This window comes from Bifidobacterium panos, from assembly GCF_012932445.1.
Lineage (GTDB): Bacteria > Actinomycetota > Actinomycetes > Actinomycetales > Bifidobacteriaceae > Bifidobacterium > Bifidobacterium panos.
Genome location: NZ_JAAIIJ010000018.1, coordinates 24795 through 50737, shown reverse-complemented (window position 1 = coordinate 50737; position 25943 = coordinate 24795). Strand labels below are relative to the sequence as shown.

Here is a 25943-nt window from a genome sequence, read left to right as displayed (position 1 = left end):
GAAAGTTGATGACTGGGAATTGCCGACACGCCCGGGTGGCTTACGAAGAGTCGCCAATCGTGATAGCGTGACGGCTGTTTTGAATAACCGCATGGCTTAGCCGATTTAAATCGGCTCGGCCGTGCGGTTTTTCTATGCCGCAACAACAGTTCAAATGAGTTTGAACAAGTTCAAATGAGCTTGAACAAGATTGAACAAGTTCAAATGAGTTTGAACAAGCTTGCGGCGCCATACCGTCGTTTGAGAGAGGAAAAGACGTTGTCCAAAACCTTGGCAACAAACCAATCGCAAAGTCACGAACAGTCCCAGCGTTTCGCGCATCCGCACAAGGTGATGCTCGGCCTGTATATCGGCGCATTCCCTTCCTGAAGGAAGACTCGCATGCCAAGTCCGAGTAATCGGCGGGCGTGGTGAATCGACTCACACGATAGCTAACATATCGGCTCCCTCATTGTGCTCATTGTGCTCATTGCGGGGAGCTGATCTTGTTTTTGCGCTGGTCGGTCTTTTTGATCCGGCTTTTAGCCGCTTGGCTCGCTTGCATTTCGGCGAGGAAAGCGGTGCAATACATCATGATTTGGGCGATGAAACTGAACCAGATCAGCACGCCGATAATCGCCGCGAACGGTGCCAATAGCGGATTGAAAGTCGCGCCGCCCAGCAGACGGCTTCCCAACAACTGCAGAATGGATATCGTCAGTCCGGCGACTGCGCAAGTGAAGGCGACAATCCGCTTGTCGCAGTCGATGCGCGCCACGAACAGGAACATCAGCGCCATCAGGGCAATGTTCAGCATAAGGCCAATTATGAAACCGGAGCAGTCGATCAGGACGGAATCGGTCAAAAGCGGGTTGTTGCCTTGCAAGATGTTGATTTTGCGCAACAGGGCGGTCATGCGGCGCACGGCACCGCCCGAAACCGCGCCGGCGATGCTGGAGACGATGAACAGCAACGCCAAACCGAGGAATGCCAGCGTGTCGAGCAGACGTATCTGGAACGGGTCGAAGAACGGTTTCGGCTTGTCCATCATCAGCCAGGCCGCGCTGCGCCACGCATCCAGACAACACAGCACCTTCCACAGGAACAGGCAGAACGTGATCAGGCCCGTCCAAGTCATCGTCAACGAAATGCCGCCGATCGTGCTGGGGTCGATGTCCAGGCTCGGAACCACGCGCTTGAGCTCGGTCGCCAGCCAATCCAGCAGGGCGTTGTCGTTGGTGAACAGCAGGGCGATGACGCTGAACACCGTCCACATGCCGGAGAAGAACGCGAACAGCAGATTGTATGCCATGCCGTTGGCCAGCGTGCCGCCGCTGTGCGAAGCGAACCGATTGATCATCCGTCCGAAAAACGATGCGTTCCACCGCGCGACACCCCGATCAACCCACGCCTGCGCCCGCTCGGTCCTCTTGCCCATGTCCCTATTCTAAATAGTTTCCGGTTGCTCGCGGCCCTGTCTGCCGAAACGCGCGGCAAATCCGCTCGTCGCGTTGCTGGTCTGGTTTATTTTCGATACAGTATGTAATACTTGTATTACAAGGTGGTGATTGCGGTGACAATGGCTATGGTGACGGCGAGAGTGGACGCGGATCGTAAGCGCGAAGCCGAAGATGTGCTCAAGCGTAACGGGCGAACATATTCCGATCTCATCAGGGATCTGACGGACTATATCGCCGATACTGGCGAGCTGCCCGAGTTTGAGCGAACGATGTTGGAACTGCTCGCACGCCACGAGATGAAACGCAAACTGCAGATTCTGGAATATTTCGCCAATCGTGAGCTGCCTGAAGTGGAAGGCGGATTGTCCGATGAAGAGTTGATTGAGCAGGAACGTGCGCGCAGAGCGGGGGATATGCGATGAAGCTGCTGTTGGACACCAATATCGTGCTTGATTTTTGCAATAACAGGCGGGTTCCGTTTCATGGCGAATGCATCGATTTGCTGTCGGTGTGCTTGGGCAGATCCGATATCGAACTTATGGTGGCCCTCTCGTCGTTGAACGATGCCTATTATGCATTGCGCCGCCATTATGGGACGGAGAGCCAAGCGCGTCAGGACATCGGCAGATTGCTGGATCTGTTTGAGATCCGCCCTTTGCTGGTGCGGCACGCGCGTCAGTCGTATCAATCCGACGAGCCGGATTTTGAAGACGGGTTGATTCGCGTCGTCGCCGAGGATAACCAGGCGGATGTGATCGTCACACGCGATGCCGCGGCGTTCGCGCATTCATCCGTCGCCCATATGAACGCTCTGGAGTGCCTGAAGCTGCTGCGGGGAGCTGGCGTCATTGCTGCCAAGTGCCGTCCCACGGGTTAACTAGAGCGACGCCGGTACCCTCGAAATCCTTGATGTTTCGAGTGGCGACGGTGCAGCCGTTCACTTTCGCGATGGCGGCGATTTGCGCATCCTGAAAACTGGTGGGTCGTCCCTTGGCATCCCGAATCGCAAGCATCACCGCGCATTGCAAGCTGGCGGGCAAATCAAAGCAAAGCGTTTGCCGCTCGTACTGTTCGAGCAACCGCTCAACCACTTGTTCCAACTGATGTCGACGGTGGCTGGATGGCAACCGTTCGACGCCGTGCAGCAGTTCGGTTACGGAAATGGTGCTGATATATGTCTTGCTGAGGCTCAGGCCATGCAGAAAGCTGTTGACATTTGGGTTCACGTGCTCTTTGAGCGCTTCGGACAGAACGTTGGTGTCCAGAAGATAGCGCGGTGTCGTCATGAAAGAACCGCCGGGCGTGGTCCGTCTTGCCGCGGGGCGATATCCAGCTCGTCGTCTTTCAGCCCGCCTTCAAGCTCTTTGCGTATCTGCTCGAAAAAGTCGCCGGTGCTGACCGCCTTATGAGCGACGAACTCGGCCGTATATTCCTCAAGAATCGACCTTGCTTCAGCTTCGGTTGAACGATTGTGCGCCTTGGCCGCTTCCTTGAGATGGACAAGCGCAGCATCATCCAGCCGGCGAATCGTAATCGAAGCCATGGCCCACCTCCTTAAGGGGAACAACAGTGATATCATTTTGCCATCACTTTGCTCTGACGGCAAACGTCTTGGCGTGTGCTGTTCCTATACTTGGTGGCGGTGCCCCGAAGGGGTGTGCCTACCCACGTCGAACCAACAGGGGAGCTTCATGAACAAGGCCATCATCACCGTCGTCGGACAGGACACCGTCGGCATCATTGCGCGCGTGTGCACCTACCTTTCCGCGCACCATGTCAACGTGCTCGACATTTCGCAGACCATCATCGACGGCTTCTTCAACATGATGATGATCGTCGATTATTCCGCCTCCGACGAGGGTTTCGACACCATCGTCGCCGACCTTGACAAGCTCGGCGAGGAGATCGGCGTGCGCATTCGCTGCCAGCGCGAGGAAATCTTCACCAAGATGCACCGCGTGTGACGCAAACGTTCGACAATCGTTCGACAATCGTTCGACAACACCGCCCAAAGTGGTGGTCGAAGACTTTTAATCACGAATCAATAGGCCTCAAAGCCCTTTTGTAACCGTAAGGAATACGTAAGGAATAACCATGCTGAATATCATGGAGGTCCACGAGACCAACCAGATGATCGAGCAGGAAAAGCTCGACGTGCGCACCATTACCATGGGCATCAGCCTGCTGGATTGCGCGGCCGGCGGCGTTGACGAGGTGTGCGAGAACGTTTACAACAAGATCGTCTCGACCGCCAGGGACCTGGTCGCCACAGGCGAGGCCATCGAGCGCGATTATGGCATTCCGATCGTCAACAAGCGCATCACCGTCACGCCGATTTCGCTGGTGGGCGCCAGCTCCTGCAAGAGCCCCGATGATTTCGTCAAGATCGCCCACTCGCTCGACCGCGCGGCCAAAGAGGTCGGCGTCGATCTGATTGGCGGCTATTCGGCGCTGGTCTCCAAGGCCATGACGCCGGCCGAGGAGATGCTGATTCGCTCCCTGCCGAAGGCGCTCGCCGAAACCGACATCGTGTGCTCGTCGGTGAACGTCGGCTCCACCAAAACCGGCATCGACATGAACTCGGTGGAGCTGCTGGGCCACATCATCAAAGACATCGCCCACGCCACCGCCGACAACGATTCCTATGGCTGCGTGAAGTTCGTGGCCTTCTGCAACGCCCCGGACGACAATCCCTTCATGGCCGGCGGCTTCCACGGCGTGACGGAAGGCGACGCGGTGATCAACGTCGGCGTGTCCGGGCCGGGCGTGGTCTCGCGTGCGCTGGACGAGGCCAAGGGCAAGGATTTCGAGTTCCTGTGCGAGACCATCAAGCGCACCGCGTTCAAGATCACGCGCGTCGGCCAACTGGTGGCGCAGGAGGCCTCGCGCCGCCTGGGCGTGCCGTTCGGCATCATCGATCTGTCGCTGGCCCCCACGCCGGCGGTCGGCGATTCGGTGGGAGAAGTGCTGGAGAAGATCGGCCTTGAGCAGGTCGGCGCGCCCGGCACCACTGCCGCGCTCGCAATGCTCAACGATCAGGTCAAGAAGGGCGGCATCATGGCGTCCTCGTATGTGGGCGGGCTTTCGGGCGCGTTCATCCCGGTGTCCGAAGACAAGAACATGATTGACGCCGCCTCCAACGGGTGCCTGACCATCGAAAAGCTCGAAGCCATGACCTGCGTGTGCTCGGTGGGCCTCGACATGATCGCCATTCCGGGCGAGACCAGTGCGGCCACGATCTCCGGCATCATCGCCGACGAGGCGGCCATCGGCATGGTCAACCAGAAGACCACCGCCGTGCGCATCATCCCCGTCGAAGGCAAGGGCGTGGGCGATATGGCCAATTTCGGCGGCCTGATGGGCTACGCGCCGATCATCCCGGTGAACCAAACCAGCTGCGAGGCGTTCGTCACCCGCGGCGGCCGCATCCCCGCCCCAATCCACTCGTTCAAGAACTGATTAAGGCGGATTTGTCGGCCTAATCGGGCCTATCTCGCTTATCTGTGGCAGCCTTCAGGCAAAACCCCGGTTATGAGTCTTGGAATTCCAAGGCCCATAACCGGGGTTTACCATATCGACCTGCCACAGATAAGCGAGATAGAGTGAAACTTGGCGAGATTAGCCCCTCTCCCTACGCTCCGTTCGTCACTGATGGCGAGCTCGGTGGCTCGGCTGGGTTATTTCCCGCCTTGGAACTGCAACTGGCGCCAGGCTTCGTAGATGGCGATGGAGGCGCAGTTGGTGAGGTTCAGCGAACGCAAGCTCGGGCGCATGGGCAGGCGCACCTGCTCGGCCACGTGCGGGCCGGCCATAATGTCCATCGGATCGGGAATATTGCCCGGCTCGGGGCCGAACAGCAGAATGTCGGTGGGGCGGTATTCCACTTCCGTATAGAGCTTCGTCGCGTGCGCGGTGAACGCGATGATGCGCGAATCCGGCATCGATTCCACCAGATTCTCGAAGTTCGGATGCAACACCACATGCGCCATATCGTGATAATCAAGCCCGGCGCGGCGCAGCTTGGTGTCGCGCAGATTGAACCCCAGCGGCTCCACCAAATGCAGAATCGTGCCCGTCACCGCGCACAGGCGAATCGCCGAACCCGTGTTGCCGGGGATGCGCGGCGAGTAATAGCACAGATGCGGCGTGGAAGTCTCGGCCTTGGCCGCCTCTTCGGCGGAAAGCATGGCATCCACCACCGAAATCGGATTGCCGTGCGCATCCGTCACCAGCTCGTCCGGCCCGTAGTTCGACTTGCGGTAGCCATATTCGAACATCTTCTCGACTTGCGCTTCAGGGTTCGTCTCAGGGTTCGTCTCAGGGTTTGCTTCGCTGTGTGCTTCAGGGTTGGTCACATCGTTCGTCACAGCTGCTAAGAATAAGAATGATGAACGACAGTGAAGCGGATGACGGCGTGGCTTTGGCGCTCGCCGCGTGGTGGGAGGCGAACGCGCGCGATTTGCCGTGGCGTTTCGGGCGCGCCACGCCGTGGGGCATTCTAGTCTCCGAAGTGATGAGCCAGCAGACGCAGATGAGCCGCGTGGTGCCATACTGGACGGCGTGGATGGCTAAGTGGCCTGACGCGCGTGCGCTCGCCGGCGCGCCCAAAGCCGAGGTGATCACCGCGTGGGGGCGGCTGGGCTATCCGCGACGCGCGCTGCGCTTGCAAGAATGTGCGCAGGTGGTAACCAATCGCTATGACGACGAGTTGCCGCGCACGTATGACGAGTTGGTTGCGTTGCCAGGCGTGGGTGACTATACCGCCAGCGCGGTGTTAAGCTTCGCCTACGGGCGGCGTGTCGCCGTGCTCGACACGAATATTCGGCGGGTGCTGTCGCGCGTATTCTGTGGCCAGGAGTCGCTGGGTGGCTCGGCCAGCCCGCTGGAGCGCGAGATGGCATGGCGGCTCTTGCCCGAGGACTTGCCGAGCCGCCGGGTTTCGCGGGCGAAGGGCGGGGTTGCGCCTTCGGTAACGTGGAATCAGTCAATAATGGAGTTGGGCGCGCTAGTATGCACGGCGAAATCGCCATTGTGCGGGCAATGCCCGTTGGCGGAGTGGTGCGCGTTTTTCCGAGCCGGTTGCCCTGGGTTGGGTCAGCGGCGCACCAGGCCGCGTCAGCGTTTCCAGGGCACCGACCGTCAGGTGCGCGGGCTGGTGTTGGGCGCGTTGCGCGAGCTGCCCGCCGGGGAAACGCTGAGCCGCGAGCGCGTCGAAGGGCTTTGGGAAGACCGCGCCCAGCTCACCTCTTGCGTCGCCTCACTTGACGACGACGGCCTGATCGAAATCCTGCCCAACGGCTCACTGCGCTTGCCGCAATAAAGAGTTTCAGTCTTCCTGATAGGGTGAGTTGGTCGTTTTGAAGATGGATCTACTATCCATCCCTGTGTTCTCCGCACCATTCGCCAACGTAGCAAGTCGTTTCCTGCGTGCTTGAGTCGCAGTGCCCGTTTTTCCGTCCTCAGTGTGCGTATTGCCATTTCGTTCTCAGTGCGTTTCGCTGTTCCGTCAGGTTTGCGTGGTGTTTGCGATTCCGGTGTTTGGCGGCGGATGTTGCCGTGTTCGACACCCTCCGGGCCGGTAGGCCAAGTCTTACGTCTCACACGGCAACATCCGCCTAGGGCATTCTGGCGTAACCGGTTCATTCCGCCTTGGGCCCCCGCTGGCGGGGGCTGGCCGAGCGTATGCGAGGTCTGGGGGTGGTCTCACTAAGCACGTGTTTGGTCCAACCACCCTCAGTCGCGCATCCGCGCGACAGCTCCCGCCAGCGGGAGCCCAGGGCTGGCTCCTTGTTATTTCGGTCGTGGTATGGTCCGTCCCGTCCTTTGTCATTTCGAGCGGAGCGGTAGCGGAGTCGAGAAATCTTGCCCGTCAGGGCGATGTGCGTGCTGACTCGGGGGAATGATTTCCCCCTTGGTCTGTTGCGGGCGTTGTGTTTTGCGTGATGTGGTTTGCCCTGTGATTCCGCGGGTTTTCGGGAGGAATCGTGCGGTGTTTAGCAGGTTGGCCGGGATAAGTTTCGGGGGCAGTTTTGTCCTGGGGGGGGGTAGTTTTCGAGGCTATTGGTGACCCCCGTTCTTCCGGGACGGCCGGATGGTTCGGTTGGCCGGTGTGCTGGGGTTTCCTCCTCCCCCAACTGGGAAGGCGTCTTCGCGCGCGGGTTTTTTGCGTGCGGGGAGCGTCGTTTTGTGTTGGGGGAGGGTTTGGTAGAAGAAAAAGAAATTTTAGGAGTTTCTTATGGTGAGATTTTCATCTCAAACCGGCTCGGGGCGCGGGTTGCCGCGTTGGCTGGCGGCCATGGTGTCGGCGGTGGTGTCGGCGCTGGTGGTGCTGGCGATGGCCGTGCCCGGCGCCTGGGCCGCGACCTCGGCGTCGGTGACCTCATGGGCCGACGCGCAGACGGCGCTTGCCGGTTCTGCGGATACGGTCACGTACACGGTGTCCGCGGGCACGGTGCCGGACGGCACGTTGACGGTGCCTAATGGCAAGACCCTTGTGGTCACGGGTTCGGGTTCGACCGCGCTGGCCGGTGGCGATTCTGGTGCGTCGTTGTTCAAGGTCGAGAAGGGCGGCCGTCTGGTGTTGGACGGGGTCGCGATCAGGGACAACGTCGTCGGTGATGATGGTGCGGTGTATGTCGCCGAGGGCGGCACCCTGGACTTGGGTTTCAATGACGGGACCGCCGCGACCGCCCCGTCGATCACGAACAACAAGACGGCGGCCGGCACGGCCCGCAACCTCGTGGTCGAGGAGAAAGCGTCCGCACGTTTGAACGCCAGCCCCGACAAGCCGATCGGCGTGTCATACGCCGAGGACACGCTGGTGAGCCCGGTCTCGCTGATTTCGAGCGGCCTCTACACGATCGCTGACACGGATGTGGCTGAGGGCAAGATCACGGTTGAGGACGCCACCGGCAAGCTGACGACGGTGGTGGCGAACGACTGCGTCGTCGTGCGCAACACGAAGGCGAAAATCCTGTACTGGTCACCAAACGGCATATTCGGTAGGGCAGCAGGGGCGGCGGATAATCCGCATTTGACGGCTCGGCAGGTTTCGACTTGGGAAGCGTCCCGTAACTATTTTAATAATCTTGGTGGTGACCTTACCGTGGTTAAGGGCAGCTCGGCCGGGAGGACGTCTTTCGTCGATGATAAAGCGTTGAACGATTCGACGGTTAACCAGTTCGATTTCATCTACATCGAGCCGAGCCTGTCTAAGCCGGACGGTGCCCATTACTACACGCAGGACGAGATTGATGCCTTGCTGTTGTATCTGGACTCGGGTGGGCGTATCTTCATCCAGTGCGAGGACACGGGTTTCGGCATAGAAAACGAGTCGGGATCGGAGCTTGCGCAGAGGCTAAACACCGGCTTCAAGGTGGAGTCCTCCCCCATGATTCCTGACCATAGCGTTGTAACCAGCAGGAAAGACTCGACGGTGGCGAAGGCTCTGACGGAGAACCTGCCGGAGACATGGCAAGTGTACCAAGCGAGTCCGATCACGTATGACAAGGGCGACGTCGTCTTCAGCACTGTGGTGGACGGCGAGGAGCAAGCGTTTTGTGTTGATTTGCAGGCGGGTTCCGACACTGACAAGACTCCGTGGGGTAATGTCACGGTCATTTCCGACGGAAACCTCTGGAATGGCAGATGGCAGGGTAGTGACGGTGCCGTACAAACCTCCTACGCCACTCAGTTTGCGAAGAACCTGTTGGATACGACTGTTGAGTCTCGTGCTATTGCTGCGACTGGTGCGAATCCGAATGAGGATCGGTTTACGGTGACGTTTGATCCGGGTGATGCCGGTGGTGATTCGACCACGAAGTCGGTGTTTGCGGGTGGTAAGGTTTCTGCGCCTGCGACTCCGGCGCATGATGATACGCAGTACGCGTTGGAGGGCTGGTATTACCAGAATGACCAGGGCGAGACCGTGAAGTGGGATTTCGATTCTGACACGATGCCGCAGCATGATTTGACGTTGACTGCGAAGTGGACGACTGAGGCGTCGTATTCGGTGGCGCATTATCGTGAGACGTTGGAGCCCGGTGTGTATCCCACGGTTGCGGATGAGACGGTGACGACGGATGAGAACAACGACCCGTTGAAGGGTACGATCGGCGATAAGGTCACTGCGGATCCGGAGGATACGTCGTCGGGTGAGTATGCGGGTTTCACCGCCCAGGCTGTCGAGCCGCAGACGCTTACGGCTGATGGCAAGACGGTGGTGAAGGTCTATTACACGCGTAACACGAACGAGGTGTCGTTCAAGGTGTTGGACGCGGACGCGGGCAAGGGTTCGTTGGCCGATGCCGTGAAGACGAATCCGTTGTCGGTGTTGACGGGTCAGGCGTTGTCGGAGGCCGAGGGTTATCCCGAGGGTGGTCCGACGGTGAGCGAGGTGGCGAATACCGGTTGGAAGTTCAAGGGCTGGCGCCAGCACACCGATGATGAGGAGGAGGCCGCGAAGTTGCCGGTGCTTTCGCCGGCCGAGATGGCGGACGTGACGGTCACGGGCAGCAGGCAGTATGATGCGGTGTTCGAGCAGTTGCCGGATGTGACGGTCGTGTTCGATTACAACGGCGGCGTCATGGACGGCGACGGGACCGGGGCCGGGTCCGCGAGGTTCACGGGCGCGCGGGAGACCAAGTACGCGGTGCCGGACAAGACGAAGCTGAAGCGCACGGGTTACACGCTGGACGACTCCGAGACGTGGAAGAGGACGTGGCAGTCCTCGTCCGCGGAGACGGATGTGCAGGCGGATGGCGTGTTGGCGGCCGATGCGACGTTCCAGGCCGTGTGGACCGCGAACGAGAACACGGTCACGTTCGACGCGGGCGAGCACGGCAAGATCGCCGCGGGCAAGGTGACGTCGTACACGGTGTCGACGGATCAGAAGGTCGGCGACGGCGTCGGCACGGATGCTTCCAAGACGAGGTACTCGGTCGCCGGCGAGCCGGTGCCGACGGCGGATGCCGGGTATACGTTTGTGGGTTGGACGTCGAGCGAGGACACGGCGGACGCCGATAAGAAGGCGGTGTACGCGTCGGGTGACGTGACGGGCGGCGTGAAGGATTACGTCGTCAGGGGCTCCGCCGCGGACCAGACGGTGACGTTGACCGCGAAGTACGTGGCGAACGAGAAGTGCACGGTGGTGTTCAACGCGAACGGCGGCAAGCTCGCCGACGACCAGAGCGCCGATGAGTCCTCGACGGTGTCCAGGACGGGCCTGAAGGACCAGACGTACACCAAGCCGGCCGATCCGACGCGCACCGACGGTTACACGTTCGCGTACTGGACCACGGACGGCACGACCGAGGCGGTCCCGAGCGGGAAGTTCGACACCGAGGGCACGACGATGTACATCGCCAAGTGGAACCCGACGTCCAATGACGTGAAGTTCAACGTGAAGGCGGCCGACGGCTCGTTGGCGGGCGGCGCGCTGAACGAGGACAAGACCACGTATGTCGCGACGTTGTCGAAGCCCACGGGCACGGCGTTGGGCGATGTCTCGGCTTATGCGGTGACGCCGGTCGCGGGCAAGAAGTTCGCGGGATGGCGTTCCAGCGCGGACAACGCGTTGTACCAGCCCGGCGAGGTCGCCGGCCTGTTGTCCAGGCCGGGCCTGTCGTTCACGGCCGAGTTCGAGGAACTGCCCAAGGTGACGGTGACGTTCGACTACAACGGCGGCACTTTGGCCGGCAAGGACTCCTCCGAGGTCACGGGCAACCAGGGCACCACGCAGTCTGTGCCGCAGCCGACCCGTAGCGGTTATTCGCTGGATGGTTGGAAGGCGGTTCCCTCGTCCGCGGGCGATCTGGGCAAGGACGACAAGACGGTGACGTTGACGACGGACGCGGTGTACACGGCCCAGTGGAAGGCGGGCAACAACGAGGTCAAGTTCTACGTGAAGGACCACGGCACGCTGGACAAGAAGGCGCATGAGACGCTGAACGTGGCGACCGGCCAGAGGATGGACACTTCCAAGGAGTCGTATGCGGAGCCGTCGGTGGATGCCGAGGCTGGTTGGAAGTTCCTGTACTGGCAGTCCTACGTGACCGGCGCGGACGGCGTGAAGAAGGCTGGTGCGTCGTACCAGCCGTCGCAGATCGCGGGCGTGCTGGCCGAGCCTGGTTTGTCGTTCGAGGCGGTGTATCAGGAGTTGGGTGCGGTGACCGCCACGTTGAACTACAACGGCGGCCGCAACGCGGCGGGCGAGTCGTCCGTGCAGTTGTCCGGCAAGGAGAACACCGCGTACTCGGACGCCGACAAGGCGAAGGCCGCGGAGGTTCCGACGCGTGACGGCTATACGTTCGCGGGTTGGGACACCGATCCGTCGGGCAAGTATGAGAACGCGTCGTATATCGCGCGGTGGACCGCGAACGAGAACACGGTCACGTTCGTCACGGACGAGCGCGGCACGCTGTCGGGCACCACGCAGTACGGGAAGGTGAAGACCGGCAGTGCCGTGAGTGGCAAGCCGGACGAGCCGAAGGCGAATGACGGGTATCGGTTCACGGGTTGGCGGTGCGACGAGGACGGCAGGCTGTACTCGCACGACAGCGTCGACAAGTACGTCGTGACGGGCGCGAACACGGGCGACAAGTTCAAGACGGTGACGTTCACCGCGGAGTACGTGGATTTGGATGACGTGCAGGTGTATTTCAACTACAACGGCGGCAGGGTCGGCAACGAGACCTCCGGCACATTGAGCGGCCAGGCGGGCAAGTCGTACACGCAGGACCAGGTGCCCACGCCGACGCGTACGGGTTACAGGTTCGCCGGCTGGGATACGACCCCGTCGTTGAAGTACGAGTCGGTGATGTACACGGCCAAGTGGGACGTGGTGGAGAACACGGTCACGTTCGACAAGGGCGAGCACGGCGCCGCGCTGACGGGCGAGACGACCTACAAGGTCAACTCGGGCGACAAGGTGTCCGGTGAGCCGGCGGTGACGCCTGAGGACGGCTGGACGTTCGTCGGCTGGCTGTGCGACGCGGACCAGAAGGTCTACGCGGCCGACGGCGTGAACGGCAAGTACGTGGTGTCGGGCGTGGACGGCGAGAAGGCTCAGACGGTCACGTTCACCGCGTTGTACGAGCAGAACAGCGGCGCGAAGGTGGTGTTCAACGCGAACGGCGGCCTGGTGGACGGCAAGTCCACCGTGACCCTGACGGACACGGCGGGCACCAAGTACACCACGCCCACGGATCTGACGCGCGAGGGCTACGAGCTGCAGACGCCGAACTGGCTGGACGCGGACGGCAACGAGCCGACCGGCACGTATGCCGAGGGCACGACCGTGTACACGGCCCAGTGGACCGCGAAGGCCAACAAGGTCACGTTCGAGCGTGGCGACAACGGCCAGATCTCGGGCAACCTGTCCTATGACAGTGTGGCCACGGACGCGAAGCTGGGCGAGGCCGGCGTATCGGCCCCGTCCACCACGGCGAACGCGGGCTATTCGTTCGCGGGCTGGCAGTCCGACGAGTTCGGCCTGGTCGCCTCGGACCAGCTGGCCGGCCTGGTCATGCCCTCCCATGACGTGACCATGACGGCCGTGTGGAACCCGAACCCGACCGGCACGGTGGTGTTCCTGTTCAACGGCGGGCACGACGCGAACAACGAGTCGTCCGCGCAGGTGTCCGGCCCGCTGAACACCAAGTACGACACTCCGGCGGATCCGACGCGCGAGGGCTGGACGTTCGACGGGTGGGACACGCCAGTGTCCGGCACGTTCGAGCAGTCCACGCTGGTGGTGACCGCCAAGTGGACCGAGGCCAGGAACAAGCTGGCGTTCGTCGCGGGCGACCACGGTTCAATCACGGGCACCACGGGTTACGAGGTGGCCACGAACGCGAACCTGAAGGACGCGGGCGTCACCGCGCCGACCGTGAGCGTGGAGCAGGGTTACGAGTTCATCGGCTGGCAGTCCGACAAACTCGGCCTGGTCACCACCGCTCAGCTGGCCAGCCTGGTCATGCCGGCGGGTGACGTGACGTTCACCGCGCAGTACAAGCCCCTCGCCCCGGGCGTGGTCGTGTTCGCCTACAACGGCGGAGTGGACAAGGACGGCAGCGCGTCCAAGGTCCTCACCGGCACGATCGGCAGCAAGTACGACGTCCCGGCCAACCCGACGCGCACCGGCTACACGTTCACCGGCTGGGACAGGAACGTGTCCGGCACGTTCGACCAGTCGCTCCTGCAGGTCAACGCCACCTGGAAGGCCAACACCTACAAGCTGACCTACAAGCTCGACGGCGGTTCGGACCCCAAGAACCCCACCACGTACACGTATGGTGTGGGTGTCGCCAGCCTGAAGAACCCGACCCGCGAGGGTTACACGTTCGCCGGCTGGGCCGACCAGAAGGGCAACCTCGTGTCCGGCATCAGCGCCTCCGACACCGGCGACAAGACCCTGACGGCCAAGTGGACGAAGAACGCCAGCACGGACGGGCTGAACCCGGACGGCGGCACGATCCCGTCCGACTGGACCGGCGCCGACGGCCAGCTGCCCATCCCCACGCGCCCCGGCTATAAGTTCGATGGCTGGTTCGATGAGGACGGCAACCAGGTGACCACGCTGAAGGATGCGGTGGGCAAGAACCTGACCGCCAAGTGGACCAAGATCGACGACGCGTTCGACCCCCAGGGCGGCACCCTGCCGTCGGATTGGACGGGTGAGGACGGCGACCTGCCCACCCCGACCAGGCCCGGTTATCGTTTCGATGGCTGGTATGACGAGCAGGGCAACAGGGTCACCACGTTGAAGGATGCCGCGGGCAAGAAGCTGACCGCGCATTGGACGAAGCTGCCGACGACGTTCGATGTGGACGGCGACGTGACCATCCCGGACGGTTGGACCGGCGAGGACGGCAAGCTGCCGGTTCCGGTCAAGCCGGGTTATAAGTTCGATGGCTGGTATGACGAGGACGGCAACCCGGTGACGAACGCGGAGGATGCGGCGGGCAAGACCCTGCACCCCAAGTGGACGCCGGTCGACCAGGCCTTCGACACGGACGGCGGCACTTTGCCCGATGGTTGGACTGGTGAGGATGGCAAGCTGCCGATTCCGTACAAGCCGGATTACAAGTTCGACGGCTGGTATGACAAGGACGGCAACCAGGTCACCAGCACGGAAGAGGCCATTGGCAAGGATTTGGTTGCGAAGTGGACCGCTCTGCCTGACGGGTTCGACGCTGACGGCGGCACGCTGCCTTCCGGTTGGACCGGCCAGGACGGCAAGCTGCCGATTCCGACCAAGCCGAACTACAAGTTCGACGGCTGGTACGACGAGGACGGCAACCTGATCACCAATGTGGAGGATGCGATCGGCAAGAAGCTCACCGCGAAGTGGACCAGCATGGCTGACGGGTTCGACGCCGACGGCGGCAACCTGCCCAATGGTTGGACCGGCGAGGACGGCAAGCTGCCCCTGCCGTACAAGCCGGGCTACAAGTTCGACGGCTGGTACGACGAACAGGGCAACCTCATCACCAGCGTGGAGGATGCGATCGGCAAGAAGCTGCACGCCAAGTGGACCAGCGTGAACGACGCGTTCGACGCCAACGGCGGCACCCTGCCCACGGACTGGACGGGCGAGGACGGCAAGCTGCCCGTGCCGACGCGTGACGGCTACACGTTCGACGGCTGGTACGACGACGAGGGCAACCTGGTCACCAGTGTGGAGGATGCGATCGGCAAGAAGCTGCACGCCCGCTGGAGCAAGGTCAACGCCCTGGCGTCCACCGGCGCCACCGGCCTGACCGCAGCCCTGACGGCCCTCGCCCTGGCCGGCGCGGGCCTGGCGGCTAGCGCCCTGCGCCGCCGCTCCCACTGACCGGCTTGGGCAATCGCCCGATCCAGCGAGCTGGGCTAACGCCCAGCTCCCCGGCCGGACCGGTCTAACCGACCGGTCCACCGGCCCGGATCGGGCCTGGCCGCCCGGCCACCGGCCGGACCGGGCCAGCGCCCGGTCCAACCAGCCGGTTGACGGTTTCCGAAAGGCGGGGGATCGCGAGGCTCGCGCCCCGCGTCCCCCGCCTTTCCTCATATCCCCCAATTTCGGTTTTGCGTCCCTTGGCCCCGCTGGACGAAGAGCCCTGTGGGCTCTTCGTGGCAGCGAGCAGCGATAGCGTTGCGAGCGTCGCATAAGACGTCGGGGGCTGTCGGCCGCAAGGCCGACTGGGGGTGGTGCGGGCGTGGTCACGTGACTGGCGTGACCACCCCCAGTCGCGCGTTCGCGCGACAGCCCCCGCCTGCGGGGGCCTATAGATTCCCGTGTTTGGTGTCGCGCGCTCTTCACAGCGGCGAACGGCGACAGCATCGCGAGCGTCACACAAGACAGCGGGGCCTTCAAAAGTTTTTCAGTTCCCTGCGTATCAGGAAGGACGGCCGACAATGAATGAGCCGCAGGTGTTTACGTCGGGTCAGCGGGCGTATTTGTCGTCGTTGGCTGCGGTGGATATGGTGGACGCGTCCTCGCGTATCCATTACGCGGACTGGTTCCGTATCGAGTGCATGCGCCGCTACAGGGAGGGCGAGAAGCCGGTGGACCTGTTCCGCCAGGCCGGCCTCGATCCCAAGCTCGTGGGCCATAAGCGCATTGAGCGCGCCTTCGCCCGCTGGAAACGTTCTCCCGAACCACTCCATCCCAAGCCGCCCAAACCCAAGTCCCGCGACACCGCCTCTGACCCGTACGATCCGCGCGACCCCCGCGACCGCCTCATCGCCGCCCAAGCCCTACGTATCCAACAGCTAGAAGAAGAGATTCGCTTTCTCAAGCGAGCATAGACGCGCTACCCTCAAACGGACGTTACCCTCAAAACAGACATAACTGCGCTACTCTCAAAAACGCACATAACCGCGTTACCCCCAAACGAACACAGACGCGTTACCCTCAAAACAGACATAACCGAGTTACTCTCAGACAGACAGACGCGTTATTCTCAAACGGACATAAAACGCGTTTCGGGTCGGTTGTTACCGTGTGAGACGTAAGACTTGGCCTACCGGCCCGGAGGGTGTCGAACACGGTAACAACCGACCCCAGACACGTACATTGCATATTTGACGTGCTTTCCCGTTGAGTTACCGGTATGGTCCTAAGAACGGGCTATGCCGCTCGGATGACAGGTGTTGCTAGACTGGCGACATGGCTGAGATTGGGGACGGGCGGGCGCGCGAGGCGCTGAAGAAATACTTCGGATACGACTCGTTTCGCCCCGGCCAGCAGGACATTGTCGATACGTTGCTGGGCGGGCGGGATGTGCTCGCCGTCATGCCCACCGGCGCGGGCAAGTCCGTGTGCTATCAGATTCCCGGTATTCTGCTCGGCGGCGTCGCCATTGTCATTTCGCCGCTGATTTCGTTGATGCAGGATCAGGTCGATGCGCTCAACGATGCCGGCATCCCCGCGGCGTTTATCAATGGTACGCAAAGCCCCGACGAGCAGTCGATGGTGCTTGCCCAGGCTGCCGCCGGTCAGATACAACTGCTGTATGTCGCGCCGGAACGCTTGGAAACCGAGCGCTTCAAGAATTTTGCCGCCCGCACCGCAATTGCATTGGTGGCGGTGGACGAAGCGCATTGTGTGTCGCAATGGGGGCAGGACTTCCGCTCATCGTATCTTGCCATTGGCGATTTTATAGCTTCACTGCCCAATCGCCCGACCGTTGGTGCGTTCACCGCCACCGCCACCGAGCGAGTGCGCCGTGATATCGCGCGGCTGTTGGGTTTGCACGACCCGGCCGTGACGGTGACCGGCTTCGACAGGCCGAATTTATACCTTGATGTTATCAAGATGGAAGCGAAGCATAAGGCCGCATGGGTGGCGAACTACGTGGCCGAACATGCGCGCGAATCGGGCATTATATATTGTGCGACGCGCAAAGACAGCGAGGCATTGGCAGAAACGTTGAACCAAACCGTGCCCCAACTGCGCGTGGCGAACGGCGCCCAAAGCCAAAGCGGAATCGAAATCGGCACGGAAGCAGTCGCGGCCGTCTACCACGGTGGCATGCTCGCCGACGCACGCAACCGGGCGCAACGCGATTTCGTCACCGACCGCGTGCAGGTGGTCGTCGCCACCAACGCTTTCGGCATGGGTATCGACAAATCGAACGTTCGTTTCGTCATTCATCATAATATGCCCGAAAGCATCGAAGCTTATTATCAGGAGGCGGGCCGCGCCGGGCGCGACGGCGAGCCGAGTCGGTGCACGCTGCTGTGGAACGAATCGGACATCGTCACCCGCCGCCGTTTGCTCGACACCGACAGCGAAAACGAGCGGCTCACCCCTGAGGAGCGCGAGTTGGTGCGCATGGCGCAACGCCGTCTGCTCGACGGCATGATCGGCTATTGCCGCACCACCGACTGTCTGCACCTTTATATTGTGCGCTATTTCGGCCAGGCCGACCACCGCCAGGATAAGTGCGCCGCTTGCTCGAATTGCGAAACCACATTCGAGACCATTGATGTCACCGATGTGGCCCGCGCGATCAGCCGGTGCGTGCACGACGTGAACCAGCGGGTGGGCTCCGGCAAAATCGTGCGTATTCTGCGCGGTTCCAAGGCGCAGGACTTGGCGTGGATGAACCCGGAGAGCATGCCCACGTTCGGCATGCTGTCCGAGGTGAGCGAGGCGCGCATCCGCGATGTGTTGAGCCAGATGGCCACGGACGGCTTTCTGTTCATTGACGAGGGGCGCATGCCGATTGTGCACTTCGGGCGCCGTGCCGCCGAAACCGCCGTGCCTGATTTTCGATATGAGATCAAGCGCGTGGAGCGCAAGGCAGCCGTCTCGCCGGGTGGGGAAAGCGCGAAGTCGCGCCCTGCCGCCGGCGGCACGTCGCCTGAGGAAGCGTATGTGCCCACCGATCGGGAAGAGGCGTTGTTCCAGCGGTTGCGCGAGCTGCGCCTTGATATCGCGCGCGAAATCGGCAAGCCTCCGTACATCGTCTTCTCCGACAAGACGTTGCGCGATATGGCCAGAATCAAGCCGCTCACCGACGCCCAGTTCCTTGCCGTCAACGGCGTGGGTGAAAACAAACTTCACCAATACGGCCAGCGCTTCATGCAGACCATCGCCGCCTTCCGTGCCGAGCAATAGGTGTTCCTCGTTTTCGTCGTCATCGTTCCCGTCGTCTCCTTTGGCGACCTTTCGCGCTCCTTTCCGTGACCAATCGGACAGTATATTGTCCGATTGGTAATGCGTGTGTCTGTCTTCGTGACGAATCGGACATTTTTATGTCTGATTGGTAATGCGTATGTTCCTCTTCATGACGAATCGGACACTATATTGTCCGATTGGTAACGGGGCTAAAAAGATCGCCTTTACGCCACGCTGTATGCATCGACACGCCATAAACCCCCTAGTCCCGCCTCGGTGGTTCAATAAGCAAGTTGCCTGAATTGGGCTCGCAAATTGGAATCAAAAAAGCGAGCGCGGACAAGGGATTGCCCACCAGTGGTCCCAAGGTTCGCGCACTGATGTCGGATGACCGCCACACGGACGTATGTCCAAGGGAGGCCATGCGCGCCGGTGCCCTTGAACAGGTTGGTAAACAGTAAGACAAATCGCTAGAAAGGGCGGACGGCAATGGCGGGACAGAAAATCCGTATCAGGCTTAAGTCCTATGACCATGAGGTCATCGACCAATCGGCGAAGAAGATCGTCGAAACGGTGACGAACGCGGGCGCGACTGTTGTTGGCCCCGTTCCGCTGCCGACCGAGAAGAACGTGTTCTGCGTTATCCGTTCTCCTCATAAGTACAAGGATTCTCGCGAGCATTTCGAGATGCGCACGCACAAGCGCCTCATTGACATCGTGGACCCGACCCCCAAGGCCGTGGATTCCCTGATGCACATCGACCTGCCCGCGGATGTCAACATCGAGATCAAGCTGTAAGGGGAGGAGGAACCGCTATGTCGCAAAGAGCAGATCGCAAGGCGCTGCTGGGCAAGAAGCTCGGCATGTCCCAGGTGTGGGATGAGAACGGCTTCTTCGTTCCCGTCACGCTGGTCGACGTGTCCACCAACGTGGTGACCGCCGTCAAGACCGATGAGACCGACGGCTACACCGCCGTTCAGATCGGCTACGGCCAGATCGACCCGACCAAGGTGACCAAGCCGCTCGCCGGCCACTTCGCCAAGGCGGGCGTCACGCCGCGTCGTCACCTCGTCGAGGTGCGCGAGGACAACGCCGCCGAATATGAGGTCGGCCAGGAGCTGACCGCCGAAGTGTTCGCCGAGGGCACCGAGGTTGACGTGACCGGCACCACCAAGGGCAAGGGCTTCGCCGGCACCATCAAGCGCTGGGGCTTCAAGTCCTACCGCCGCACCCACGGCTCGCACAAGAACGAGCGTCGCCCCGGTTCGGTCGGCGCCTGCGCCACCCCGAGCCGCATTCTCAAGGGCAAGCGCATGGCTGGCCGCATGGGTCATGTGACCTCCACCGTGCAGAACCTCACCATCGTTTCCGCGGATGTTGAGAACGGCATCCTCGCCATCAAGGGCGCCATTCCCGGCCCCAAGGGCGGCATCGTTCTCGTCCGTTCGGCAGTGAAGGGAGCCTGATAAACCATGGCAAACGTTACTCTGAACGTCACTGACGCCAAGGGCGCCAAGACCGGCACCGTCAAGGCTCCGGCCGAGCTGTTCGGCATTTCCGCCGAAGACGTGCAGGCGCATGTGCCGCTGATCCACCAGGTTGTGGTGGCCCAGCTGGCCGCCGCTCGTCAGGGCACCCACGCCACCAAGACCCGCGCCAATGTTTCCGGCGGCGGCAAGAAGCCGTGGAAGCAGAAGGGTACCGGTCGCGCCCGCCAGGGTTCAACCCGCGCTCCGCAGTGGTATCACGGTGGTGTCGTGTTCGGCCCGCAGCCGCGCAAGTACGACCAGCGCACCCCGAAGAAGATGAAGGCCGCAGCCCTCAAGTACGTGCTGTCCGACCGCGCCAACGCCGGCCGCATCGCCGTCGTGGACTTCGCCGTGGCCGACGCCCCGTCCACCAAGACGGCCGTCGCCGCGCTGAGCCCGGTCACCGACAACAAGTTCACCACCGTCGTGCTCACGCGCGACAACGTGAACGAGTGGCTGTCCGTGCGCAACATCCCGACCGTTCACCCGATTTTCGTTGATCAGCTCAACACGTACGACGTGGTCACCGCGCAGTACGTCGTCTTCACCAAGGAAGCTCTCGAGGCTTTCGTCGCGGCGAAGACCGAGCCGAAGGAGGCCTGATTTAGATGGTCGCTATTCACAAGCCGTCTCATGACGTGATTCTGAAGCCCGTCGTCTCCGAGAAGAGCTACGCCGCTTCCGATCGTGGCCAGTACACCTTCGTGGTGGCCCCGAACGCGAACAAGGTGCAGATCAAGCAAGCTGTTGAAGAGATCTTCAATGTCAAGGTGACGAATGTCAACACCCTCAACCGCGCCGGCAAGCGCCAGCGCACCCGCACCGGTTTCGGTCAGCGCGTCAACCAGAAGCGCGCCATCGTCACCGTGGCCGAGGGGCAGACGATCGACATCTTCGGTAACTGAAGGCTAGCCGAGAAAAGTTAAAGGAAGAACTACATTATGGCTATCCGCGTATATAAGCCGACGACTGCAGGCCGCCGCAACGCTTCCGTCTCGGATTTCTCCGAGATCACGCGCTCCACGCCTGAGAAGTCGCTGGTTCGCAAACTGTCAAAGACCGGCGGTCGCAACTCTTACGGCCGCATGACCTCCCGCCATCGCGGCGGCGGCCACAAGCGCCAGTATCGTCTCATCGACTTCCGTCGCTGGGACAAGGACGGCGTGCCCGCCAAGGTCGCTCACATCGAGTACGACCCGAACCGCACCGCCAACATCGCCCTCCTGCACTATGCGGACGGCGAGAAGCGCTACATCATCGCGCCGAAGGGCCTCAAGCAGGGAGATGTCATCGAGACCGGTGCCCAGGCCGACATCAAGCCGGGCAACAACCTGCCTCTGCGCAACATCCCCACCGGTACCATTGTGCACGCCATCGAGTTGCGTCCGCTGGGCGGCGCCAAGATCGCGCGTTCCGCCGGTGCCGCTGTGCAGCTCGTCGCCAAGGACGGCGCTTACGCTCAGCTGCGTATGCCGTCCGGCGAAATCCGCAACGTCGACGCGCGCTGCCGCGCCACCGTCGGTGAGGTCGGCAATGAAGACCACGCCAACGTGCAGCTCGGCAAGGCCGGTCGCGCCCGCTGGATGGGCAAGCGCCCGATCACCCGTGGTGAGTCCATGAACCCGGTCGACCACCCGCACGGCGGTCGTACCCGCGGTGGCAAGCCGCCGGTTTCCCCGTGGGGCAAGGGCGAAGTGCGCACCCGCCGTCCGAAGAAGGCTTCGAACAAGATGATTGTTCGTCGTCGTCCGAATGGTAAGAACCGCAAGTAAGGAAGGTCGAGAAGATGACTCGTAGCATCAAGAAGGGCCCCTTCGTCGACGCCCACTTGCAGAAGAAGGTCGACGAGCAGAACGAAAAGGGCACCAAGAACGTCATCAAGACGTGGTCCCGCCGTTCGATGATCACCCCCGATTTCATCGGACACACGTTCGCAGTCCACGACGGCCGCAAGCACGTCCCGGTGTTCGTCACCGAGTCGATGGTCGGCCACAAGCTCGGTGAGTTCGCCCCCACGAAGACCTTCAAGGGTCACGTGAAGGACGACAAGAAGGCCCGCCGCTAAAGGAGAGAATGACTTATGGAAGCTAAAGCAATCGCTCGTCACGTCCGCGTGACGCCGCGCAAGGCTCGCCGCATGGTCGACCTCATCCGAGGCAAGCAGGCGACTGAAGCCGTCACCATTTTGAAGTTCGCCCCCCAGGCCGCGTCCCTGCCGGTTCGCAAGGTTCTGGAGAGCGCCATCGCCAACGCGCGCGTCAAGGCCGACAAGGCCGGCGAGCCGTTCCGCGAGAACGATCTGGTTGTCAAGGAGACCTATGTGGACGAAGGCGTGACGCTCAAGCGTTTCCGCGCCCGTGCCCAGGGTCGTGCCGCTCGCATCAACAAGCGCACCAGCCACATCACGGTCGTCGTCGCCAACAAGGAAGGAGCCCGCTAAAGATGGGTCAGAAGATCAATCCCTTTGGCTATCGCCTGGGCATCACTGAGAACCATCGCTCCAAGTGGTTCTCCGATTCCAACAAGAGCGGCGAGCGTTACCGCGACTTCGTGCTTGAGGACGATCAGATCCGCAAGGAGATGAGCAAGGATCTCGAGCGCGCCGGCGTCAGCAGGATCGTCATCGAGCGCACCCGCGACCGCGTTCGCGTGGACATTCACACCGCCCGTCCGGGCATCGTGATTGGCCGCCGCGGCGCCGAGGCCGAGCGCGTGCGCGCCAAGCTGGAGAAGATCACCGGCAAGCAGGTTCAGCTCAACATCTTCGAGGTCAAGAACGCCGCGCTGGACGCCCAGCTCGTCGCTCAGGGCATCGCCGAGCAGCTGACCAACCGCGTGACCTTCCGCCGCGCCATGCGCAAGGCCCAGCAGGACGCCATGCGCGCCGGTGCCAAGGGCATCCGCATCAAGCTCTCCGGCCGTCTCGGCGGCGCGGAAATGAGCCGTTCCGAGTTCTACCGCGAGGGTCGCGTTCCGCTGCAGACCCTGCGCGCCCTGATTGATTACGGCTTCTTCGAGGCCAAGACCACCTACGGCCGCATCGGCGTGAAGGTGTGGATCTACAAGGGCGATATGACCGAACGTGAGTTCGAAGAGCAGCAGACCCAGCAGGGCAACCGCTCCGGCCGTCGCGGCGATCGCCGCCCGCGCCGTGGCTCGCGTCCCGCCGCCGGTGCCGCCGCCCAGCCGCAGACCGCCCAGGCCACTGAGGCCCAGGCTGCTCCTGCCGCTGCCGAGGCCCCCGCTGCCACGGAAACGAAGGAGTGAGCAAGAATGCTTATCCCAAAGAGGACCAAGTATCGCAAGCAGCACCGCCCCGTGCGTACCGGCATGTCCAAGGGCGGCAACGAGATCAACTTCGGTGATTTCGGCATCCAGGCGCTGGCCCCGGCCTACGTGACCAACCGCCAGATCGAAGCCGCGCGTATCGCCATGACCCGCTACATCAAGCGTGGTGGCCGCGTGTGGATCACGATCTTCCCGGATCGCCCGCTCACCAAGCACCCGCTCGGTGCCCGAATGGGTTCCGGTAAGGGCACGCCGGAATTCTGGGTGGCCAACATCCACCCCGGCCGCGTGATGTTCGAAATCGGTGGCGTCTCGGAGGAAGTCGCTCGCGAGGCCCTGCGCCGCGCCATCGACAAGCTCCCCATGAAGTGCCGTGTGATTGCACGTGAAGGCGGTGACATCTGATATGGCAGTCGGAACCGAAGAATACTCCATCAAGAATCTCAACGAGAAGACCACTGAGGAGATTGAGGGCTTCCTGAAGAAGTCCAAGGAAGAGCTGTTCAACCTGCGCTTCCAGTCCGCCACTGGTCAGCTTGAGAACACGGCTCGTCTCAAGGCCGTCAAGCGCGACATCGCCCGCATGTACACCGTGCTGCGCGAACGCGAGCTTGGCATCAGCACCGAGCAGGCCGCCGCTGAAACCGTTAAGGAGAAGTGAACATGGCTCAAGAGCGCAACTTCCGCAAGGTTCGCCGCGGCTACGTCGTGTCCGAGGCTATGGACAAGACGATTGCCGTGGAGCTTGAGAAGCGTTCGACCCACCCGCTGTACGGCAAGGTCGTTCGTTCCACCAAGACGGTCAAGGTCCATGATGAACACAACGACGCCCACGTTGGCGACCTCGTGAGTATTATGGAGACTCGGCCTCTGAGCAAGACCAAGCGTTGGCGTCTCGATAGCATCATCGAACGCGCCAAGTAAACAACAGTTCGGCAAGGCTCGCCGTCCACTGAGCGTGAGCGAGGGCACTCTTTTCGGGTGCATCGCTCGCGCTCAGTGTGCGGGGAGAACCAGCTCGGCTAAGGAGAATCAATGATTCAGCAGGAAACGCGGCTTCATGTCGCCGACAACACGGGTGCCAAGGAGATCCTTGCCATTCGCGTGCTCGGTGGATCGAAGCGACGCTATGCCGGCCTGGGCGATGTCATTGTCGCCTCGGTCAAGGACGCGATCCCTGGCGGATCGGTCAAGAAGGGCGACGTGGTCAAGGCCGTCGTCGTCCGCACCGTCAAGGAGCACCGCCGCGCGGACGGCTCCTACATCAAGTTCGACGAGAACGCCGCTGTGATTCTCGGCTCCGGCCGTGAACCCAAGGGCACTCGTATCTTCGGCCCGATTGCCCGTGAGCTGCGCGACAAGCGCTTCATGCGCATCGTGTCCCTCGCCCCGGAGGTGATCTGATTATGGTAGCCAAGATCAAGAGCGGCGATCAGGTCAAGGTCATCCGCGGCAAGGATCGCGGCAAGGAGGGCACCGTCACCCGCGTGCTCGCCGACGACCGTCTGATTGTCGAAGGTGTTCAGATCGTTAAGAAGCACGTGCGCGCCACCCAGCAGGGTCAGCAGGCGGGCATCGTCTCCGTCGAGGCGCCGATCCATCGCTCCAACGTGATGCTGATCGACCCGGAGACGAAGCAGCCGACCCGTGTGGGCGTGACCGTGAAGGAAGAGGCTCGCGACGGCAAGGTTAAGACCGTGCGCGTGCGCGTCGCCAAGAAGTCCGGGAAGGAGCTGGCATGAGCGACACCACTACCGTCGAAGCGCCGGCAACTCCGCGCTTGAAGCAGAAGTACAACGAGCAGATCGTGCCCGAGCTGGAGAAGGAGTTCAAGTACTCCAACCCCATGCAGGTTGCGCGCATCCAGAAGGTCGTCGTCTCCATGGGCGTCGGTGCCGCCGCACGCGACTCCAAGCTCATCGAGGGCGCCGTCAAGGATCTCACCCTGATCACCGGTCAGAAGCCGAAGATCACCAAGGCCAAGAAGTCCGTCGCGCAGTTCCATCTGCGTGAGGGCCAGGCCATCGGCGCGTACGTCACCCTGCGTGGCGAGCGCATGTGGGAGTTCCTCGACCGCCTCCTGACTCTGGCTCTGCCGCGCATCCGCGATTTCCGCGGCATCAACGGCAAGCAGTTCGATGGCCAGGGCAACTACAACTTTGGCCTCACGGAGCAGTCCATGTTCCACGAGATCGATCCCGATGAGATTGATCACCAGCGTGGTATGGACATCACCGTGGTGACCAGCACCAAGGACGACAAGGAAGCTCACTCGCTGCTCAAGCACCTGGGCTTCCCCTTCAAGGAGAACTGATATGGCAAAAACCGCTCTGAAGAACAAGGCGGCCGGCAGCCCGAAGTTCAAGGTGCGCGGCTACACGCGCTGCCAGGTCTGCGGTCGTCCCCATTCCGTGTACCGCAAGTTCGGCCTGTGCCGCATCTGCCTTCGCGAGAAGGCCCATCGCGGCGAGCTGCCCGGCGTTACGAAGTCCAGTTGGTAAACATCGACGCTGAAGGTCCGCGGCCGGGTCTGCGATAGAGGCAGACAGGCGGCGGAAACCACGGCGAGAAAGGGCACTAGCC

Annotated in this window: 28 protein-coding genes; 24 read left to right on the top strand and 4 right to left on the bottom strand. The window is 61.8% G+C overall.

Features of this window, described 5'->3' with window-relative positions; all coding sequences use genetic code 11:
- Positions 1–204: 204 nt before the first annotated feature.
- Positions 205–369: a hypothetical protein gene (locus tag G1C94_RS04990; RefSeq protein ID WP_172145503.1), complete on the top strand. Its 165-nt coding sequence runs from the start codon at positions 205–207 to the stop codon at positions 367–369.
- Between the two features lie 97 nt (positions 370–466).
- Here G1C94_RS04990 and G1C94_RS04985 read toward each other — a convergent pair whose 3' ends face one another.
- The gene (locus tag G1C94_RS04985) at positions 467–1417 is read right to left on the bottom strand and encodes a YhjD/YihY/BrkB family envelope integrity protein (protein WP_172145500.1); all 951 of its coding nucleotides are present in this window, start codon (positions 1415–1417) and stop codon (positions 467–469) included.
- Between the two features lie 141 nt (positions 1418–1558).
- Here G1C94_RS04985 and G1C94_RS04980 point away from each other — a divergent pair, with 141 nt between their 5' ends.
- Together G1C94_RS04980 and G1C94_RS04975 are read left to right on the top strand one after the other, a co-directional pair.
- Positions 1559–1861: a type II toxin-antitoxin system RelB/DinJ family antitoxin gene (locus G1C94_RS04980; protein ID WP_253902321.1), complete on the top strand. Its 303-nt coding sequence runs from the start codon at positions 1559–1561 to the stop codon at positions 1859–1861.
- Positions 1858–2316, top strand: coding sequence for a type II toxin-antitoxin system VapC family toxin (locus tag G1C94_RS04975; RefSeq protein WP_172145494.1), 459 nt, complete (start codon positions 1858–1860; stop codon positions 2314–2316). The genes G1C94_RS04980 and G1C94_RS04975 overlap by 4 nt, the downstream gene beginning before the upstream one ends.
- On the opposite strand, the gene G1C94_RS04970 is transcribed toward G1C94_RS04975, so the two are convergent.
- Positions 2285–2725 (bottom strand): type II toxin-antitoxin system VapC family toxin, encoded by a 441-nt coding sequence (locus tag G1C94_RS04970; protein WP_172145491.1) that lies wholly within the window; start codon positions 2723–2725, stop codon positions 2285–2287. The two genes, G1C94_RS04975 and G1C94_RS04970, sit on opposite strands and share 32 nt — an antisense overlap.
- A complete protein-coding gene (locus G1C94_RS04965) occupies positions 2722–2982 on the bottom strand; it encodes a FitA-like ribbon-helix-helix domain-containing protein (RefSeq protein WP_172145489.1) in 261 nt (86 codons plus the stop codon). Before G1C94_RS04965 ends, G1C94_RS04970 begins: the two co-directional genes overlap by 4 nt.
- A 148-nt stretch (positions 2983–3130) precedes the next feature.
- On the opposite strand from G1C94_RS04965, the gene G1C94_RS04960 reads away from it, so the two are divergent.
- Both G1C94_RS04960 and G1C94_RS04955 read left to right on the top strand, forming a co-directional pair.
- A complete protein-coding gene (locus G1C94_RS04960; RefSeq protein WP_172145486.1) occupies positions 3131–3403 on the top strand; it encodes an ACT domain-containing protein in 273 nt (90 codons plus the stop codon).
- A 130-nt stretch (positions 3404–3533) separates the two neighbouring features.
- Positions 3534–4898 (top strand): PFL family protein, encoded by a 1365-nt coding sequence (locus tag G1C94_RS04955; protein ID WP_172145483.1) that lies wholly within the window; start codon positions 3534–3536, stop codon positions 4896–4898.
- 218 nt (positions 4899–5116) lie between these two features.
- Here G1C94_RS04955 and G1C94_RS04950 read toward each other — a convergent pair whose 3' ends face one another.
- Complete coding sequence (locus tag G1C94_RS04950) at positions 5117–5716, bottom strand: tRNA (cytidine(34)-2'-O)-methyltransferase (protein ID WP_216656877.1); 600 nt, start codon at positions 5714–5716, stop codon at positions 5117–5119.
- Between the two features lie 107 nt (positions 5717–5823).
- On the opposite strand from G1C94_RS04950, the gene G1C94_RS04945 reads away from it, so the two are divergent.
- From G1C94_RS04945 to G1C94_RS04855, 19 genes are all read left to right on the top strand, one after another.
- Positions 5824–6759 carry an HhH-GPD family protein gene (locus G1C94_RS04945; RefSeq protein ID WP_417852147.1) on the top strand — a complete coding sequence of 312 codons (936 nt, stop codon included), beginning with the start codon at positions 5824–5826 and terminating at the stop codon, positions 6757–6759.
- Positions 6760–7674: 915 nt separating this feature from the next.
- Positions 7675–15273 carry an InlB B-repeat-containing protein gene (locus G1C94_RS04940; RefSeq protein WP_172145480.1) on the top strand — a complete coding sequence of 2533 codons (7599 nt, stop codon included), beginning with the start codon at positions 7675–7677 and terminating at the stop codon, positions 15271–15273.
- Between the two features lie 560 nt (positions 15274–15833).
- Positions 15834–16226 carry a hypothetical protein gene (locus tag G1C94_RS04935; RefSeq protein WP_172145477.1) on the top strand — a complete coding sequence of 131 codons (393 nt, stop codon included), beginning with the start codon at positions 15834–15836 and terminating at the stop codon, positions 16224–16226.
- 361 nt (positions 16227–16587) lie between these two features.
- The gene (gene recQ / locus G1C94_RS04930) at positions 16588–18543 is read left to right on the top strand and encodes a DNA helicase RecQ (RefSeq protein WP_172145474.1); all 1956 of its coding nucleotides are present in this window, start codon (positions 16588–16590) and stop codon (positions 18541–18543) included.
- Positions 18544–19032: 489 nt separating this feature from the next.
- Positions 19033–19341, top strand: a complete 309-nt coding sequence (gene rpsJ / locus G1C94_RS04925; RefSeq protein ID WP_003827292.1) for a 30S ribosomal protein S10 — start codon at positions 19033–19035, stop codon at positions 19339–19341.
- 17 nt (positions 19342–19358) lie between these two features.
- Positions 19359–20009 carry a 50S ribosomal protein L3 gene (gene rplC, locus G1C94_RS04920; RefSeq protein ID WP_172145471.1) on the top strand — a complete coding sequence of 217 codons (651 nt, stop codon included), beginning with the start codon at positions 19359–19361 and terminating at the stop codon, positions 20007–20009.
- 6 nt (positions 20010–20015) lie between these two features.
- The gene (gene rplD / locus G1C94_RS04915; RefSeq protein ID WP_172145468.1) at positions 20016–20675 is read left to right on the top strand and encodes a 50S ribosomal protein L4; all 660 of its coding nucleotides are present in this window, start codon (positions 20016–20018) and stop codon (positions 20673–20675) included.
- A gap of 5 nt (positions 20676–20680) precedes the next feature.
- Positions 20681–20977 (top strand): 50S ribosomal protein L23, encoded by a 297-nt coding sequence (gene rplW, locus G1C94_RS04910; RefSeq protein ID WP_172145465.1) that lies wholly within the window; start codon positions 20681–20683, stop codon positions 20975–20977.
- Between the two features lie 36 nt (positions 20978–21013).
- The gene (gene rplB / locus G1C94_RS04905; protein ID WP_172145462.1) at positions 21014–21844 is read left to right on the top strand and encodes a 50S ribosomal protein L2; all 831 of its coding nucleotides are present in this window, start codon (positions 21014–21016) and stop codon (positions 21842–21844) included.
- A gap of 14 nt (positions 21845–21858) precedes the next feature.
- Entirely contained in the window at positions 21859–22137 is a 279-nt protein-coding gene (gene rpsS, locus G1C94_RS04900; RefSeq protein ID WP_172145459.1) for a 30S ribosomal protein S19, read from the top strand.
- Positions 22138–22152: 15 nt separating this feature from the next.
- Positions 22153–22512 carry a 50S ribosomal protein L22 gene (rplV, locus tag G1C94_RS04895; protein WP_172145456.1) on the top strand — a complete coding sequence of 120 codons (360 nt, stop codon included), beginning with the start codon at positions 22153–22155 and terminating at the stop codon, positions 22510–22512.
- Between the two features lie 2 nt (positions 22513–22514).
- Entirely contained in the window at positions 22515–23339 is an 825-nt protein-coding gene (gene rpsC / locus G1C94_RS04890) for a 30S ribosomal protein S3 (protein ID WP_172145439.1), read from the top strand.
- Positions 23340–23345: 6 nt separating this feature from the next.
- Positions 23346–23765: a 50S ribosomal protein L16 gene (gene rplP / locus G1C94_RS04885; RefSeq protein WP_172145436.1), complete on the top strand. Its 420-nt coding sequence runs from the start codon at positions 23346–23348 to the stop codon at positions 23763–23765.
- A 1-nt stretch (position 23766) separates the two neighbouring features.
- Positions 23767–24021, top strand: coding sequence for a 50S ribosomal protein L29 (rpmC, locus tag G1C94_RS04880; RefSeq protein WP_172145433.1), 255 nt, complete (start codon positions 23767–23769; stop codon positions 24019–24021).
- Between the two features lie 2 nt (positions 24022–24023).
- The gene (gene rpsQ / locus G1C94_RS04875; RefSeq protein WP_172145431.1) at positions 24024–24284 is read left to right on the top strand and encodes a 30S ribosomal protein S17; all 261 of its coding nucleotides are present in this window, start codon (positions 24024–24026) and stop codon (positions 24282–24284) included.
- A gap of 111 nt (positions 24285–24395) precedes the next feature.
- Entirely contained in the window at positions 24396–24764 is a 369-nt protein-coding gene (gene rplN, locus G1C94_RS04870; protein WP_033522682.1) for a 50S ribosomal protein L14, read from the top strand.
- Between the two features lie 2 nt (positions 24765–24766).
- Positions 24767–25102, top strand: a complete 336-nt coding sequence (rplX, locus tag G1C94_RS04865; RefSeq protein WP_172145429.1) for a 50S ribosomal protein L24 — start codon at positions 24767–24769, stop codon at positions 25100–25102.
- Positions 25099–25674: a 50S ribosomal protein L5 gene (gene rplE / locus G1C94_RS04860; protein ID WP_172145427.1), complete on the top strand. Its 576-nt coding sequence runs from the start codon at positions 25099–25101 to the stop codon at positions 25672–25674. The genes rplX and rplE overlap by 4 nt, the downstream gene beginning before the upstream one ends.
- A 1-nt stretch (position 25675) precedes the next feature.
- Positions 25676–25861: a type Z 30S ribosomal protein S14 gene (locus G1C94_RS04855; RefSeq protein WP_172145425.1), complete on the top strand. Its 186-nt coding sequence runs from the start codon at positions 25676–25678 to the stop codon at positions 25859–25861.
- Positions 25862–25943 lie beyond the last annotated feature (82 nt).